General features: G+C 69.7%; 17 protein-coding genes. 9 read left to right on the top strand and 8 right to left on the bottom strand.

Annotation, left to right across the window (positions count from 1 at the left end):
- The first annotated feature begins 174 nt into the window (after nucleotides 1–174).
- From ACGFN2_RS28690 to ACGFN2_RS28680, 3 genes are all read left to right on the top strand, one after another.
- On the top strand, nucleotides 175–678 hold the full coding sequence (locus ACGFN2_RS28690; protein WP_362614857.1) for a hypothetical protein: 504 nt from the start codon (nucleotides 175–177) through the stop codon (nucleotides 676–678).
- A gap of 116 nt (nucleotides 679–794) precedes the next feature.
- A complete protein-coding gene (locus ACGFN2_RS28685) occupies nucleotides 795–1,601 on the top strand; it encodes a class I SAM-dependent methyltransferase (RefSeq protein WP_393365466.1) in 807 nt (268 codons plus the stop codon).
- Between the two features lie 286 nt (nucleotides 1,602–1,887).
- Nucleotides 1,888–2,322: a hypothetical protein gene (locus tag ACGFN2_RS28680; RefSeq protein ID WP_393365384.1), complete on the top strand. Its 435-nt coding sequence runs from the start codon at nucleotides 1,888–1,890 to the stop codon at nucleotides 2,320–2,322.
- 207 nt (nucleotides 2,323–2,529) lie between these two features.
- On the opposite strand, the gene ACGFN2_RS28675 is transcribed toward ACGFN2_RS28680, so the two are convergent.
- Complete coding sequence (locus ACGFN2_RS28675; RefSeq protein WP_393365382.1) at nucleotides 2,530–3,591, bottom strand: YncE family protein; 1,062 nt, start codon at nucleotides 3,589–3,591, stop codon at nucleotides 2,530–2,532.
- Between the two features lie 263 nt (nucleotides 3,592–3,854).
- Between ACGFN2_RS28675 and ACGFN2_RS28670 the strand changes: the two genes are divergently transcribed.
- The 3 genes from ACGFN2_RS28670 to ACGFN2_RS28660 all read left to right on the top strand — a co-directional run bounded on the left by ACGFN2_RS28670 (nucleotide 3,855) and on the right by ACGFN2_RS28660 (nucleotide 7,216).
- The gene (locus ACGFN2_RS28670) at nucleotides 3,855–5,573 is read left to right on the top strand and encodes an amidohydrolase (RefSeq protein WP_393365380.1); all 1,719 of its coding nucleotides are present in this window, start codon (nucleotides 3,855–3,857) and stop codon (nucleotides 5,571–5,573) included.
- Nucleotides 5,574–5,604: 31 nt separating this feature from the next.
- Complete coding sequence (locus ACGFN2_RS28665; RefSeq protein WP_393365378.1) at nucleotides 5,605–6,369, top strand: LuxR C-terminal-related transcriptional regulator; 765 nt, start codon at nucleotides 5,605–5,607, stop codon at nucleotides 6,367–6,369.
- 166 nt (nucleotides 6,370–6,535) lie between these two features.
- Nucleotides 6,536–7,216, top strand: a complete 681-nt coding sequence (locus ACGFN2_RS28660; RefSeq protein WP_393365376.1) for a class I SAM-dependent methyltransferase — start codon at nucleotides 6,536–6,538, stop codon at nucleotides 7,214–7,216.
- A 115-nt stretch (nucleotides 7,217–7,331) separates the two neighbouring features.
- Here ACGFN2_RS28660 and ACGFN2_RS28655 read toward each other — a convergent pair whose 3' ends face one another.
- On the bottom strand, nucleotides 7,332–7,730 hold the full coding sequence (locus ACGFN2_RS28655) for a DUF6234 family protein (RefSeq protein WP_393365374.1): 399 nt from the start codon (nucleotides 7,728–7,730) through the stop codon (nucleotides 7,332–7,334).
- 139 nt (nucleotides 7,731–7,869) lie between these two features.
- Nucleotides 7,870–8,430 carry a hypothetical protein gene (locus tag ACGFN2_RS28650; protein WP_393365372.1) on the bottom strand — a complete coding sequence of 187 codons (561 nt, stop codon included), beginning with the start codon at nucleotides 8,428–8,430 and terminating at the stop codon, nucleotides 7,870–7,872.
- 376 nt (nucleotides 8,431–8,806) lie between these two features.
- On the opposite strand from ACGFN2_RS28650, the gene ACGFN2_RS28645 reads away from it, so the two are divergent.
- On the top strand, nucleotides 8,807–9,619 hold the full coding sequence (locus ACGFN2_RS28645) for a trypsin-like serine peptidase (RefSeq protein ID WP_393365370.1): 813 nt from the start codon (nucleotides 8,807–8,809) through the stop codon (nucleotides 9,617–9,619).
- Nucleotides 9,620–9,700: 81 nt separating this feature from the next.
- Here ACGFN2_RS28645 and ACGFN2_RS28640 read toward each other — a convergent pair whose 3' ends face one another.
- Nucleotides 9,701–10,432, bottom strand: coding sequence for a trypsin-like serine protease (locus tag ACGFN2_RS28640; protein ID WP_362613311.1), 732 nt, complete (start codon nucleotides 10,430–10,432; stop codon nucleotides 9,701–9,703).
- A 287-nt stretch (nucleotides 10,433–10,719) separates the two neighbouring features.
- On the opposite strand from ACGFN2_RS28640, the gene ACGFN2_RS28635 reads away from it, so the two are divergent.
- On the top strand, nucleotides 10,720–11,073 hold the full coding sequence (locus ACGFN2_RS28635) for a beta/gamma crystallin domain-containing protein (protein WP_362613313.1): 354 nt from the start codon (nucleotides 10,720–10,722) through the stop codon (nucleotides 11,071–11,073).
- Between the two features lie 173 nt (nucleotides 11,074–11,246).
- Here ACGFN2_RS28635 and ACGFN2_RS28630 read toward each other — a convergent pair whose 3' ends face one another.
- Nucleotides 11,247–11,942 carry an SDR family oxidoreductase gene (locus ACGFN2_RS28630; protein WP_393365367.1) on the bottom strand — a complete coding sequence of 232 codons (696 nt, stop codon included), beginning with the start codon at nucleotides 11,940–11,942 and terminating at the stop codon, nucleotides 11,247–11,249.
- Nucleotides 11,943–12,275: 333 nt separating this feature from the next.
- On the opposite strand from ACGFN2_RS28630, the gene ACGFN2_RS28625 reads away from it, so the two are divergent.
- Nucleotides 12,276–13,157, top strand: coding sequence for a LysR family transcriptional regulator (locus ACGFN2_RS28625; protein WP_393365365.1), 882 nt, complete (start codon nucleotides 12,276–12,278; stop codon nucleotides 13,155–13,157).
- A gap of 107 nt (nucleotides 13,158–13,264) precedes the next feature.
- Here ACGFN2_RS28625 and ACGFN2_RS28620 read toward each other — a convergent pair whose 3' ends face one another.
- The 3 genes from ACGFN2_RS28620 to ACGFN2_RS28610 form a co-directional block, all read right to left on the bottom strand.
- The gene (locus ACGFN2_RS28620; protein ID WP_393365464.1) at nucleotides 13,265–13,633 is read right to left on the bottom strand and encodes an enoyl-CoA hydratase/isomerase family protein; all 369 of its coding nucleotides are present in this window, start codon (nucleotides 13,631–13,633) and stop codon (nucleotides 13,265–13,267) included.
- The gene (locus tag ACGFN2_RS28615; RefSeq protein WP_362613320.1) at nucleotides 13,600–13,878 is read right to left on the bottom strand and encodes a hypothetical protein; all 279 of its coding nucleotides are present in this window, start codon (nucleotides 13,876–13,878) and stop codon (nucleotides 13,600–13,602) included. Before ACGFN2_RS28615 ends, ACGFN2_RS28620 begins: the two co-directional genes overlap by 34 nt.
- Before the next feature lie 131 nt (nucleotides 13,879–14,009).
- The gene (locus tag ACGFN2_RS28610; RefSeq protein WP_362613322.1) at nucleotides 14,010–14,249 is read right to left on the bottom strand and encodes a hypothetical protein; all 240 of its coding nucleotides are present in this window, start codon (nucleotides 14,247–14,249) and stop codon (nucleotides 14,010–14,012) included.
- Between the last annotated feature and the right edge of the window lie 50 nt (nucleotides 14,250–14,299).

The raw sequence follows: 14,299 nt of genomic DNA, 5'->3' as shown, positions 1-14,299 counted from the left end.
TTCGCACGGTGGTCCGACGGGGACACCCCATCACACAGGCGTGAACGGCTCTCCTGGAGGGTTCGACAGGGCTCGAATCCCCTCCGACGCCCGAAGAGTTGAACGCCCCGGCCACCGGTCGGGGGAGCTGCGGGCACGCCGGGGACTGTCAGTGCCGAGTTATACGCTCCCGGTATGTCCCAGCAGATACCCGTGACACGATCGTCCCTCCGTAAGGCGCACGCCATGTCGGTTCCGCGCCCCATGCCGGACGTCCCCGATCGCCTGTGGTCCGAGAACGAATGGCAGCGAATCCAGCTCGGATACCGAGCCGCGAGCATGGACGAGAAGTGGAACATCTACGTGGAGGACGAGCGTCTCTTCCTGCACCGCAGCTGGACCGGATTCCTGGCGTACGAGGCCGTGTTCACGAAGGAGGACGGCGGAGGGCGGCGCATCACCTCCGCCCTCGTGGAATCGGACCCCGAGCGCTACCGCAGCGCCTCGGCCGACTATGACCGCATCACGCTCGAACTGGTGATTTCGGCCATCCTTCTCGGCGAGCGCGCGGACGACCTCCGCACCCGCATGGCCACCGCCCTGCGCGCCGACACGGGCTCGACGGCCGCGGCAGTGGCACAGCACAGCGTCGTGGGAGTACGCACCGCGCAGACCGCTTCGCGGCCCCACCATCCCTAAGGGCTGTCCCTTCGGCCGCCGGCCACGAAAACCAGGGCACTGCGCTCGATGCATTAACGTCGGGCATCCCGAGGAGCGAGGCTCTTCGGTGACTCTGGGGGAGAGTGCTGATGACGGTGACAGCGTTCGACGAGTCCGAGCGTCGCGCGTGGGCTGCGCAGGCCGACGCCTATGCGGGCAGCTTCGCCAAGCTCTGCGCGTATCCGGTGCCCAGGCTGCTCGACGCCGCCGGGATCGAGGCGGGTATGCGCGTGCTCGACGTGGGCACGGGCACGGGCACCGCCGCGGCAGCCGCGGGTGAGCGGGGAGCGAACGTGTCGGCCGTGGACGCCGAACCCAGCATGACCGCGGTTGCCGTCCAAAACGCGCCGGCGGCCAGTGTGCACCTTGCCGCCCTGCCGCACCTCCCTTTCGCGGACGACGAGTTCGACGCTGTGGTCGGCAACTTCGTCCTCAACCATGTCGGCCGTACTCGGGCAGCCCTGGAGGAGTCGCGCCGGGTCACGCGGCCGGGCGGCCGGATCGCCGTCACTATTTGGGCAGTCCCCGCAGCGGCAGGACAGACACTGCTCGGACGAGCCGTCCAGGCTGCAGGCGTCGGCCGCCCGGCACACCTGCCCGCACTGGATGCCGACGACGACTTCCCTCGCAACGAGCAGGGCCTCGCCGCGCTGCTGGAGGAGGCGGGTCTGAAGGACGTCGTCTGCGAAACCCTGAGGTGGGACCACCGGACGACTCCCGAGGAGTGGTGGAGCGGCCCGGCCGCCGGCGTGGCAACGATCGGGCAGACAGTGCGGAGCCAGACCCCCGAGGTCGTCGAGGCGATCAAGGGACACTTCGGCTCGCTGTGTGCGGAGTTCGCCGACCGTGACGGTGTGCTGGTGCTGCCGCACGCCGCGCTGATGGGGCATGGCCGGGCGTGAAGGAAGACGGCCGAGGGTGAGGCGACACGGCCGGGCGTGAAACGAGACGGCTGAGCGTGAGACGACACGGCCGAGCGTGAACCAAGGCTGCCGAAGGTCTGGCGGCGAGGCTCGCCGGCCGCTGCCAGCCGTCGAACTGGTCCTGTAGGCCGTCCCGTTGGAGGGCGGTCCCGTCTGTGCCGCAATGACCGGTTCTCGCCTGTCCGGGAACGGCCGCTACTGCGAGGCTCATGGCTCGCACCAGCACCCATGCCGCATAAATTCCCCTTTATGGGAAGGAACCCCCATGCGTACCAGACTCACCACGGCCGCCGTGGCGCTCACCGTCGCCCTGGGCGGCATTGCTCTCGCCCCTTCCGCCCAGGCCGCGACGGCGCACGGGCCTTCCGCCGCTCCGCACGCCAGCGCGGCGGTCGCCGACTTCAACGTGGGAGGCTTCTGGACCATCTACCAGAGCAACTCGGCCAACGCGACGCTCGCCGTGACGCAGGACGCCCAGGGGAACCTCACCGGCACGGCCAGGGCCGGAAGTTCGACGACCGGAACCATCGAGCAGGGCTTCGTGGACGGCAACTTCATCTACTTCGTCATCGCCTGGAGTGACGGCTCAAAGGGCCGCTACATCGGCTCCCGCGGCTCCGACGGCAGCCTGAGCGGAGTCTCCACCGACCTGACCCACCCGACCAGTCAGGCGAGGTGGTACACGACCTGGACGTTCTGACCTGACCCGGGCGGATGGTCCGGCGTCGTGACGGGCGCCGCTGCGGCCTTCGCCGGTGGCGTCGCTCCGAACGCAGAGGCGCGTCTGCAGCAGATGCCCGCAACGTGTACTCGGTTCTACGGATGTGGCGGGCCCGGGTCCCGCCCGCGCTCGGTCAAGTCGGGCGGGACCCGGTGCGGCTCCGGACCGGGCCGCGACGCTCGGGTGTCAGCGCCTGAGGGGGAATCGGTGCAGGAGGTCCTGGCCCTCGGGCCCGGAGCCGGACTTGGCGGTCACGAACGCCGCGCCGTGAGCCACGTGGACGTGGTTGGTGTTGGCACCGGTGGTCAGGCTGTCGACGACGGTGCCCTTGCGGGGGTCGACGACCGTGACGGTTGACGTGCTGCGGTTGGCGACCAGGACCCGGCCCGAGCGCGGGTCGGTGGCCACGGACTTCGCGCCCGCCCCGGTCGGCACGGTCCTGGTGACGGCGCCCTTGCGCAGGTTGATGACCGAGACGGCGCCGGCGGCCTGGTCGGCGGAGTAGGCGGTGCGGCCGTCCTTGGACAGGGCGATCGAGAGCGGGCTGTCACCGGTCGGGATCAGGCGCGGGCTCTTGGCGCGCGGGGCGATCTCGATGATCCGGTCGTTGGCGAAGTCGGTGGCGTAGGCGGTTCCGGTCCGTTCGTCGACCGCCATGCCGGCGGGGCTCGAACCGGCGAGCGTGACCCGCCTCTTCTCCGTATAGGTGCGGGTGTCGAAGGCGATGACACTGCCGTCGGCGAAGCTGCTGGCCCAGGCCAGATTGTGCTTCTCGTCGACGACGACCTCACGGGCATGGTGCACGCCGGGCAGGGTGGCCAGGCGCTTCCCGGTGCGCTGGCTGTAGACGCCCACGGAGTTGTCGCGGGTGTTGGTCGTCCAGACGGTGTCGTGTTCGTCGTCGACGGCAATGCCGTACACGGCCTCGACGGCGCCGGTCTCCGGGTCGGTGGCCGGCGGTCTGTACGTCGCCTCGACCTTGAGGGTGTGCGGATCGAGCTTGACCAGGCTGGAGTTGGTGACCGGCGGTTCGCCCACGGAGGAGGTGGCCCAGAGCACGTGGTTTCGCTCGGAGTACGCCGTCTGGTAGAGGCCCTTGGCGACCGGCGCGGAACTGGCAACCGGGCCGCACGGGTTCCCCGAGGGCGTGTCCGCGGTCGCGGTTCCGGTCAGAGCGAGCGTGCTGCCGGCGGCGAGGCTCACGGCGATCGCGGTCGTACGGCGTATGCGGTGGGCAAGTGCGGTCATATGGCGTCAATCTCCTTCACAGAGGCACCCCACGGAGGGGCCATGAGCCACTAACTTAGCTTAGGCTTGCCTAATATTTTACCTTTCGATGTGTGGTGGTCGCCCTGTCCGTGCCGCCGTCGTACGGGATGACACCGGGGCGGCTCGGCGGCAACGCGCGTATCGGTGGAATGACCGATGTGCGGGAGGTGGGGGCGCGGCCATAGTCCTCGGGAGATCGTTCGCGGGTCGCCGTGGTGCGCCCGATTTCTGGAGGGACTTCTGTGGACACGTATGCGGATCTGGTGTTTGTCGGCGGGCGGGTGGTCACGGTCGACGCGGAGTTCTCCGTCGCCTCGGCGCTGGCGGTGACCGGCCGGATCATCAGTGCCGTCGGTGGGCGGGACGACGTGGCGCCGCTCGTCGGACCCGGCACCCGCGTCGTCGACCTCCGGGGGGCGACGCTGCTTCCCGGTATCAACGACTCCCATCTGCACGGATGCGCCTTCGGCAGGACGACGCCGCCGCTCGCCCTCGACCTCGGCCATCCCGCCGTCTCCTCTCTCACGGAGGTGGCGGAGGCGGTGAGCGAGGCCGTCGGGCGGGTACCGGGCGGGCAGTGGATCACGGGGCACGGCTGGGACACCGGCTACCTCGATGAGTGCGTCTCCGATCCGTCGCGGCAGCCCTCGCGCCGCGACCTCGACGCCGTGAGTCCGGACCACCCCGTGGTGCTGTACTCCTTCTCCGGGCACGCCACCTGGGTCAACTCCAAGGCACTGGAACTCATCGGCATCGACCGGCACACCGTCGCGCCGCCCGGCGGAGCCATCGTCGTGGACGATGCCGGGGAGCCGACCGGGCTGCTTCACGAGGGAGCCCAGGCCCTCGTCCAGAACGCGCTGCCGCCGCTCAGCCGGCAGGAGAGGACCGACGCGATCAGGTCCACCCTCACCACGCTCGCGCGGCTCGGCGTGACCAGCTACACCGAGCCCGGACTGGGCCCCGGCGGCGACGGCATCATGCGCGGCGCGCTCGGCACGGAGACCCTCGACATCTACCGCCGTCTGCTGGCCGACGGCGAACTGACCGTCCGCCTCGGCGTCCTGCTCCTGCCCACCGGAATGGTGAGCACCGCCGAAGAGTTCGCCCGCACCCTCACCGCCCTCGGCGAGTCCGGCGACGCCGATCCGCGCCGCCTCGCGATCCACGGAGTCAAGATCTTCGCCGACGGTATCGTCCCCAACAAGACGGCCTGGATGCACGAGCCGTACGTCGGCGGCGGCTGTGGCTCCCTGTGCGTCGGCGGCGCCACCGACGCCGAGCGGATCGCGGAGATCGACGCCATGATCCGGCACGCCCACGCCGCCGGGCACCAGCTGGGCGTGCATGTCACCGGCGACCGGGCCATCGACACCGTCGCGGACGCCTTCGCCGCGGCCATGGCCGAGCACCCGCGGCCCGACGCCCGCCACTACGTCATCCACGGCGACTTCCTCACCGCGCACAGCATGAAGGTGCTGGCCGCGCACGGCTTCGGCGTCAACATGAACCCCACCATCAAGTGGACCGTCGCCGACATGGAGGAGGAGTTCGTGGGTGTCGGCAGGGCCGCGTACGCATGGCCCTACCGCGATGCCCTCGACGCCGGTGTACGGGTCGCGAGCGGGTCCGACGCCCCCGTCACGCACCCGGACTGGCGCCAGGGCGTCGCCACCATGATGCTGCGAGAGTCGAAGGCCGCCGGCCGGGTCAGCGGCCCCGAGCAGCGCATCGAACTGGCCGAGGCGATCCGTACGTACACGATCGACGCGGCCTGGCAGGACTTCGCCGACGACTGGAAGGGCTCCCTGGAACCGGGCAAGGTCGCCGACCTCTGCGTGCTCGACGGGGACCTGCTCACCACCGACCCCCACGACATCCCAAAGATGCCTGTCGTCCTCACCGTCATGGACGGTCAGGTCGTACACGACACCCTGCGCCACGGTCACCTTCCGGATTGACGTCTTCCGGACGCCTGATCATTCTTGGGACGTGACAGCGCGGCGGAGCACGACGGACATCCTGGACGCGGCCGTACACGTCCGTGCGGCCGCCAAGAGGGCCACCAGCGGCGCGACCGGCGTCGGCACGGTCCTGGCGGCGCTGTCGGAGGTGATGGAGTACGACCACGCCTCCCTGGCACGCTGGGACCCGCTGCGCCGGCGCCACACCACCCTGGCCGGGAGCTACCCGGACGAGGCCACGGTCTACATCGAGACCCGCCTCCACCACGACCCGGTGTTTCCCGTGCTCCGCAGCCCGGCCCGAGGCGGTCTCTGGCTCAGGGACGTTCCCCGACCGCTCCTGGCGGTATCCCCGGGCTTCCAGGAGGTACTGCGTCCCCTCGGCATCCAGGACGGCGTGGCTCAGTGCCTGTTCGCCACCGACGGCCGCTACGTCGGCATGCTGAACGTCAGCACCCGCCGCCCACGGCGCACGCCCGACCCGGCGCACGCCGTGGTCACCCTGCTCACCGAGGCCCTCGCCGCGGCCGTCGACCCCCGCTCGGGCCCACCGCCCAAGGAGAACGCCGCAGTTGACCCCGCAATGCGGCCCGGCGGCCTCTCGCCGCGGGAGCTTGAGGTACTGGCAGAACTGACCGCCGGCCGCACCAACCGCGAGATCGCCGAGCGGCTGCACATCACGCCGCGCACCGTGGGGACCCACATCGAGCACATCCTCACCAAGCTCGACCTCCCCAACCGCGCGGCCGCCGCCGCCCGAGCGGCCGCCTGGGGAATCGAACCCTCCCGCTGACGCGAGCGCAACGAGGCACGGCGTTCCGGGGCGCACCTCGCGCAGCTGCTCACCACCACCGTCGGCGCCTACGAGCCGGAGGCCGACACCGTCCAGGACGGCCACGCTTTGCCGGACCGGCAACAAAAGTGGCGGGACCGGGACGTGTCGGGCGACGGTTGGGCCCATGACCGACAACATCGCAGCGGGATCGCCCGCGTCCGATATCTCCTCAACTCTCGACGGATACGTCGGAGACCCCGCGGTGCGGGAGGAGTGGGACAGCCGATACGCCGACCGACAACAACTGTGGAGCGGCCGGCCCAATGGTGCGCTCGTGGCCGAGGTCGCCGGGCTCGCACCCGGACGGGTTCTCGACGTCGGCTGTGGTGAGGGCGCGGACGCCGTCTGGCTCGCGCGCGGTGGCTGGGATGTGACCGCGCTCGAGGTCTCGGGCGTGGCGCTGGAGCGTGCGGCCGGGCACGCGCGGGACGCTGCTGTCGCCGTTCGCTGGGTGCACGCCGCACTCACCGAGGCCGCGCTTCCGCCGGCCTCCTTCGACCTGGTCTCGGCCCAGTACCCGGCCTTGCTGCGCACCCCCGACGCCGTGGCCGAGCGAGCACTGCTCGCGGCCGTCGCGCCCGGCGGCGTACTGCTTCTCGTCCACCACGCGGGGATGGACGAGCAGCAGACGGCCGAAAGCGGCTTCGACCCGGCTGACTACGTCTGGCCCTCGACCGTCGCCGAACTACTCGACGACGACTGGGAGGTGGAGGTGGACGAGCAGCGACCGCGCGTAGCACCCGACGGCGGCGCCGGCGCGCACCATACCGACGACCTGGTGCTCCGCGTCCGCCGACTGCGCTGAGCCCCTCCGCGCACAGCTGCCCCGACAACTGGCCGGCGTTGTGGGACTGACAGCAGCCTTGAGCGGGCGCGAGGCCGGGCGCCCGCCCGTCTGGTTCGCAAACAGCCCAACGGTCTCAGCAGTTCGCGCTATGGCGCACGCACCAGGGCGACGGGGGGTGGCTGATGTCCCACTGGTGCTGCGCGACCGCCAGCACCCCGCCGGCCAGCAGAGCCACCAGCAGGTGGGCGATCACCGTCCAGCGGGCACGGAAGACTCCCGCGAGAACTGCCAGAGCGAGTGTGGCGACCAGCAGCACCCACACCCGGCCGAGGTGTGCGAGCGCGGCCGCGTCGATCCGCTCTTGGTCGCCCTGCGCTGCCCATACCTTCAGGCCGAGGCCGAACATCCAGTCCACCACCAGCCATGTGGTTTCCAGGAGGAGAAGCGGGATCGCGAAGGCCAGGTCCACGCCCAAGCGCGTTCGGTGCGACCAGGGGCGCCGGCGTCGCGGCGCTGGAAGGGCATCCGTCATGGCATCAGGGTGCCGAGCCAGGTGGTGAAGCGCATGAGTAGGCGTACTCACTGCTCCGGCCGACGGCGCCGGGGCGGCCTGCTGGTAAGTGAATGCCCCAGGTGGCGCGTTGGACCGGAGAGTGCTGTTCCGGCCAAGGTCAGAACAACCAGGCCAGGTAGGCGGAGACGGCGATTCCGGCTACGGACGTGAGAACCAAGCGCTTGGCGATCCAGGCGAGCCGGGTGCCGCGTACCGCTGCGAAGAGATCCTGACTTGAGCCTCTCCGCGGCAGGACGCCGCTCGCCGTGACGGGAAGGGCCGCTGAGCCGATCAGGAGGCCCAGGAAGGCGAAGGCGAGGCAAACCCAGGCTGGGCCCATGCCGGCGACGACATAGCCACCGCTGCCCTTGCGGACCTGGAGCGTGTCGCCGGGCTCGGCCTGCTGGGTGCTCACCCGGGCATGCGGATCGCTCCACCGGCCCTTACTGTGACCGGATTCCGCCAGGTGGAAGGTGCCGTAGCAGTGGCGCATACCTCCACCGCCGCCTGTACCGCTGCGGCACTCGCTGACGGTCAGCTTGCCGGCGGTGCCCAAGAAGCCGCTGGCGACGGCGGCCTGGGATACGGATACGCCGCAGATGCCGAGGGCTACCAGCAGGCCGACGACACCGACGGCGCGGCCTCCGATGGTGGGCCGCAGGTCACTCGTGGTGGGCATGGGCAGACCTTATGACAGAGCCGGACCAGGCAGGCGCGTTCATTCGAGGCGGGAGGGGAGGCGGGGCGGACGCTGCTCGCCGATCATGCCGGCCTCGGGCGCTCCTCGCGCCGCATCGTCGCCTATCGGCCATCCGCTTTCGGTCAACCGCGCACTTGCGCCACAAATCGCCGACAACGCAACCGAATCGGCGTATTCCTCTCTCTTGTGCAGAGTGGGCTGAAAGTCCTGTCCGCCGCCTGCTGCACCAGCTGAGGAGACCTCTGCAATGTCCGAGACATCCGCTTCCGCGATCCGGCGCCCTCGTGGCCGGGTCTTGGGACTCGCCGTGGCCAGTACGGCTCTCCTTCTCGCTGCTCCGAGCCCGGCGTCGGCCGTGGCAGAGCAGGCTCGTGCCGCCTCGGCCGACCCGGTCTCCGTCCTGACGTACACCCCCAAAGAGCGTCAGGAAGCCCTCGCCTACTGGACGCCCGCCCGTGTGAAGGCTGTCGGGAAGTCCGTGGACCTCGGTCCGACCGGGCCGAAGGCCAAGCCGTGGCAGGGCACCGCCATGAAGACCGTGGGGCGGCTCTTCTTCGTCAACGCCAACGGTGCCGATACCTGGTGTACGGCCACCGCCGTCAAGAGCGCCAACCGCTCCGCCGTGATGACCGCGGCACACTGCGTGCGCCGGGGCTCCTCTCCCGGCAACACCAACATCGCGATGGTGTTCGTCCCCGGCTACAGCAAGGGCAAGATGCCCCACGGCGCGTTCGCGGTCCGCGCCGCCGTGACCCCGCGCAGCTGGGAGACGGACTCCACCGGCGATCTGTCCACGCTGGCCGTCGACGCCGACAAGAGCGGTCGCCAGCTCACCGACGTCGTCGACGGCCAGGACATCGCCTTCAACCGCCCCGTCGGCGGCACCGTTTCGTCCTTCGGCTACTCCGCCACCCGCCCACAGCTCGGCGAGGAACTCCTCCGCTGCGTCGGTACGGCGAAGAGGGAGAGCGGTCTGCAGGCCATCCCCTGCGACATGACCGGCGGCTCCAGTGGCGGCCCGTGGCTGGCCGACTTCAACGCCACCACCGGCAAGGGCGTCCTGGTCTCGGTCAACAGCGCGTTGGACTCCCTGACGCCGACTCAGATGCAGGGCGAGGTGCTGGGGGCCACGGCCAAGAAGGTGTACGACCGGGCGCAGCACGGCTGACGCAGGGGCGCGGGTGCCGCAAGCCGGGCCGCCGGTACGCGGGCGTATCGGCGACGTCCGCTCCCGCCTGTGCCGCTGGTGTTACCGGGTGACTCGGCGAATCCAGGCGAGTTGCTGGGAGATTTCCCCGGCTTCGGCGATGTTCTCCCGGTCGGAGCCGTCGAAGACGCCGAGGAGGGTTTCGGAGCCGGACGGGGCGATGCTCATCACCGGGCCTCCGGAGTCGCCGCCGGCGGGTATCCCGGACACCCTTTCCATGCAGAAGTCCGATCCGCCCGGTGCGGTGTAGCCCGCGCACCGGGGGTCGTCCGGCCGTACGACCCGCAGGTCCGACTGCTTGAGCACGGGGGACTGGCAGGTGTTCTCGTCCTCGGTGCAGGTGGCGCCCCACCCGTACTGCCGCACGGCCTGGCCGAGGTGGACACCTGCCGTGGCCAGCCGCGCCGGGGTGACCTTCATCGGCGGGACCTTGATCAGCATCATGTCGGCCTGCGCGCTTCCGACGCGCCCGCCGGGTACCGGACGGACGGTGGTGCCCTTCCGGATGTCGAGGCTGCCGACCCGGAACGAGATCCTCTTGTCGGCGACCGGCTGTGCCTGCTCGTAGAAGCAGTGCGAGGCGCTGATGATCCACTGGGGTGTGACCGCCGTCCCGGTGCAGGTCGGTTGCCCGTCGACGAGCATGCGCACCGCCCACGGGCCGTAGGTGCTCTTCGAGCCGCCAATGACGGCGGAGGCCGGCGTGGCCGACATCATCGAGCCCGTCACCAGCAGTAAGACAGTCAGCAGCAGTACGCGAATTTGACGCATCATCCGGATCAGTTCCTCTCCTCGGGGAATGGGCCGTAATGGTGAATGGTGGTGATATACCCCGTTGAGCCGAGAAGTTGACGTCTGTCGCGTCCCGTTCCCGTGTTCCAGGATGCTTGCGTATGTCCCGGTCAGGGCCCATTTCTTCGTTCCAGCGTCCCAAATTGCCTTGTTTCGTGGCGACTGGGACAGATCACCCCACACGCTCGGATCGCCCGGGCACCACATCGACGCCGCCACGGTGGTCGCGAAGTGAAATCCCGGTTCGGAAATCGAGGCAAGGAGAAGCTGTGATCTCGAAGACCAAGAAGGTCGTGCGTTCGGCGGCCGTGGCGTTCGCCGCAGCCGCCGCGGTCACCCTGACCGTACCGACCGGCAACGCCTACGCCATCGACCATGTCACCTGCCGCGGCGGGGAGAACTTCCTGAAGATCTGGTCACACAGCGGCGGGCGGCAGAGCGTCGACTGCTACGCGAACCGGGGGAAGATTTCCTTCGGCGGATGGTGGGTCGACAAGATCTCCACGGGAAACAACGACTTGATCTACTACGACGCCAATGGCGACTCGGTGAAGATCGAGCGGTGGCACGAGATCTCCTTCCCGAACCGCCCGCCGAAGGTCAACTCCATCGAAATCCTGTGACGAGTTGACGGGCTGATGGCCCGTCCGGGGAGCCATTTCCGCTGATGTTGGCCACGCCTTTCCGGGCGTGGCCAACATCGCGTGAAGGCACCGTTTGCGCGATTGCTTGCGTGGTGCTTCGGGCCGTACCCGGCTCGCACGATGCCGGCCGGCGAAGGCCGGTGGTCACGGCTCTACCAGGGCACGACCTTCCCCTGGTAGTCGAGGAACTGGAGGCCGGGCTCTCCCCGATGGCGCTCGATCGTCTCCGCGACGCCCGGAATGCTCTCCTCCACGCTGAGATCGGCGTACGGTCCGCCGAGTTCGGTGCGCACCCAGCCCGGGTCGACGAGCAGCAGCGTCCGCGTGTCCTCGGCATGGCGCGCGGCGTGGCTGCGCATCAGCTGGTTCAGCGCGGACTTGCTGGCCCGGTACAGATCCTGCCCACCGCGGGTGTTGAGCGCGATGCTGCCTTGGCTGGAGGACATGACGCCGATGGTTCCGGTCGGCGCGACCAGCGGGCGGAGGGTCTCCACGACACGCATCGGGCTGAGTGCGTTGGTGATCATGACCTCGGTGAACATGTCTGTCGGGACCTCCCCGATGGGCATATCGCCGCGTGTGATGGCGGCGTTGACGAAGAGCAGGTCGAGGGTGCGCCGTGCCAGCCGGTCGCGCAGTGCCGAGATCTGCTCCGGCTCGGTCATCTCCAGCGACTCGATGGTCAGCCGCCCTCCGGACGCGTCGGCCAGGTCGTGGAGGCCGGTACGCCGGCTGCCGCGGACCGTGCCGATGACGTCCCAGCCGAGACGGAGGTACTCGGCGGCGAGCGCGAGGCCCAGGGCCCGGGAGGCTCCGACGATGAGGGCGGTCTTACGGGTGTCGGTCATGTGGTTCCTATCGTGGTCAGGTCGTTGCCAGGCATGGTTGGCTGACGGCCGTCGCCGACCGGCGACGTTCGCCGGGCGGAGGGCCGGGTGTCGATCGGTGGGTGAGCCGGCCCTCGCGTCGACGCGCTCACGGCCGGGGTCGAAGAGCTGGGCGGGGTCGCACACGGTGACCCCGGTGACTTCACCGCGGGACGGAGCGGTCTCCAGCCGGATTGCGCAGGATCTGGCTGTCGTTGCCGCCCGCCGGAGCGGCGATGACGATCATGAATCAAGTTTCCGAGCGATGCGGCCGGGCGTCCAATACCCTTTCCAGCACGTTGATACCTTTCGGGTATGGATTTAGATCTGCGGAAGCTCCGCTATTTCGTCGCTGTGGCCGAGCACCGGCAATTCGGCCGGGCCGCACAGGCGTTGTTCATCGCGCAGCCGGTCCTCAGCCGGCAGATCCGCGCGTTCGAGCAGGAGCTGGGCTGCCTGCTGTTCACGCGGACCACGCGCAGCGTTGAACTCACGGCTGCGGGGCGGCAGTTGTACGAAGAGGCGCGAAGGATCAGCACGGTCGTGGACACGGCGCTGCGGCGGGTGCACGAGGCCGAGCGGGGTGAGCAGCGGCTCATCGTCGCCTTCTCGCCCGGCCTGCATGTGTCGGACGCGATCCGTGCGTTCACGGCGAGCCATCCGAAGGTCGAGATCGATGTCTTTCCGCTGCGCTGGTGGGAGCAGGACGCACCGCTCCGCGACGGCCGCGCGCACGTCGGATACCTCCGGCGCCCCTTCGACGATGCGGGGCTGCGCACCGTCCCCATCGGTCGCGAGTCCAAGGTCGCCTGCCTGCCCGTGACGCATCCGCTGGCCGGCCGGGCCGCCCTCACCTCGGCCGATCTCGACAAGGAGCCGGTCCTGGACGTCAGGAAGCGGCGGACGTCCTCACTGGAGGAGAAGTTCGAACTCATCGCCTCCGGGCAGGGCATCGCCCTCGTCCCGGTCAGGGTCGCCACCTCCTACTCCCGCCCCGACCTCGTCTACCTGCCCGTCACCGACGCCCCGCCCGTCGAGACCTGCCTGGCGGCGCCGGAGAGCAGCTGTGTGGGCCTCGTGCCGGAATTCCTGCACATCGCCACCGCTACCCTGCGCGGGGACTCCGGTGATGCGGGGCGGGAGACGGCGGCCGGCGCGACCGTGGACCTGGCACCCGACGGCAGCGACAGCAGTTGACCGCAGGCGGGCGAGGCAGCTGCCTGCTGATCGCCGTACCCGCAGGTCACAGGTCGGTTGCCTGCCTCCATCTGCTTGCCGTCGTCTGTCTGCTGTCGTCCGTTGCCTCATTCGACGGCCTTCAACTCGCCCAGTACGTCGCCGAGGTCGAGTTCGGTAGGCCCACGGGTCTGGAAGCCCCGCTCGAACAGCTCTGCCGTGCGTTGCCGCGTTGCCTCACTCCGTACGAGCTGCTGGAACAGGGCGGCATCCGCGCGTACGTCGGCGGGAGTCGGCAGAGTGAGGGCGTTGATGGCTGCCTTGGCCGCGATCAGCGCGTCGCGGGGGAAGTCCCCCATGCGTGCGGCGAGGCCGGCCACGAACTCGTCCAGCTCGGCGTCGGGCACCGCGCGGTTGATCCATCCGTAGCGTTCGGCGAGTTCGGCGTCGAAGTCGGCCGAGGTCAGTACGGCTTCGAGCGCTCGGCCGCGGCCCAGCAGACGGGTGAGGTGTACTCGGGCACTTTTGTCAGGTCGACGTGCGGGAAGAAGAAGTCGGGGTCCGCGCTGTCGAAGACCACCACGCGTGCGGTCGCCGGTTGGGAGAGGTGCTCAAGGAGACCGACCAGGTCGCGCACGACCTCGGGGCCGATGAGGTTGAGCGGCGGGGCGTCGAAGGTCGCGGACAGGACGTTGCCGTCCAGCCTGGTACTGATGCCGATGGTTTCGTACGGGACGGTCATGTGTGCTTCCTCTCGGCGCTCCCGACTAGGACAGCCATCAAGCCCGCCGGCTGAACCTGCCGGCGTCGACACCTTCCCGGGGGCGGGTGCGGGGCACCTTGCCTGGCGGGCGTGGAGTGACAGAGCCGCCGTCAGCCAGGAACGATCATGTCGATCCCGTAGGCCGCGACCGCGAGGCAGGCGCCGAAGCACAGCAGGGCCGTGGCGGTCGCCACCTTCTGGTGCCGGCCCCGGGGCGCCTCGGGGCCGGGTCGGCCGTGTCCGGTGCGGCCCCAGGCGGCCAGGCCGAGCGAGAACATCACGACCACCACCACGGTGATCCCGAGGCTGACTCCGAAGACCCCGGCGAGAGTGCCCCAGTCGATGTCCATCCCGATTCCCCTTCCGCTGCCTGCTTCCCGGCGACGGCACGCCCGGTCGG

It is taken from the genome of Streptomyces sp. NPDC048612, assembly GCF_043199295.1.
Classification (GTDB): domain Bacteria; phylum Actinomycetota; class Actinomycetes; order Streptomycetales; family Streptomycetaceae; genus Streptomyces.
Note: the sequence above shows the minus strand (reverse complement) of the source record. Positions and strands in the feature narration are given on the sequence as shown.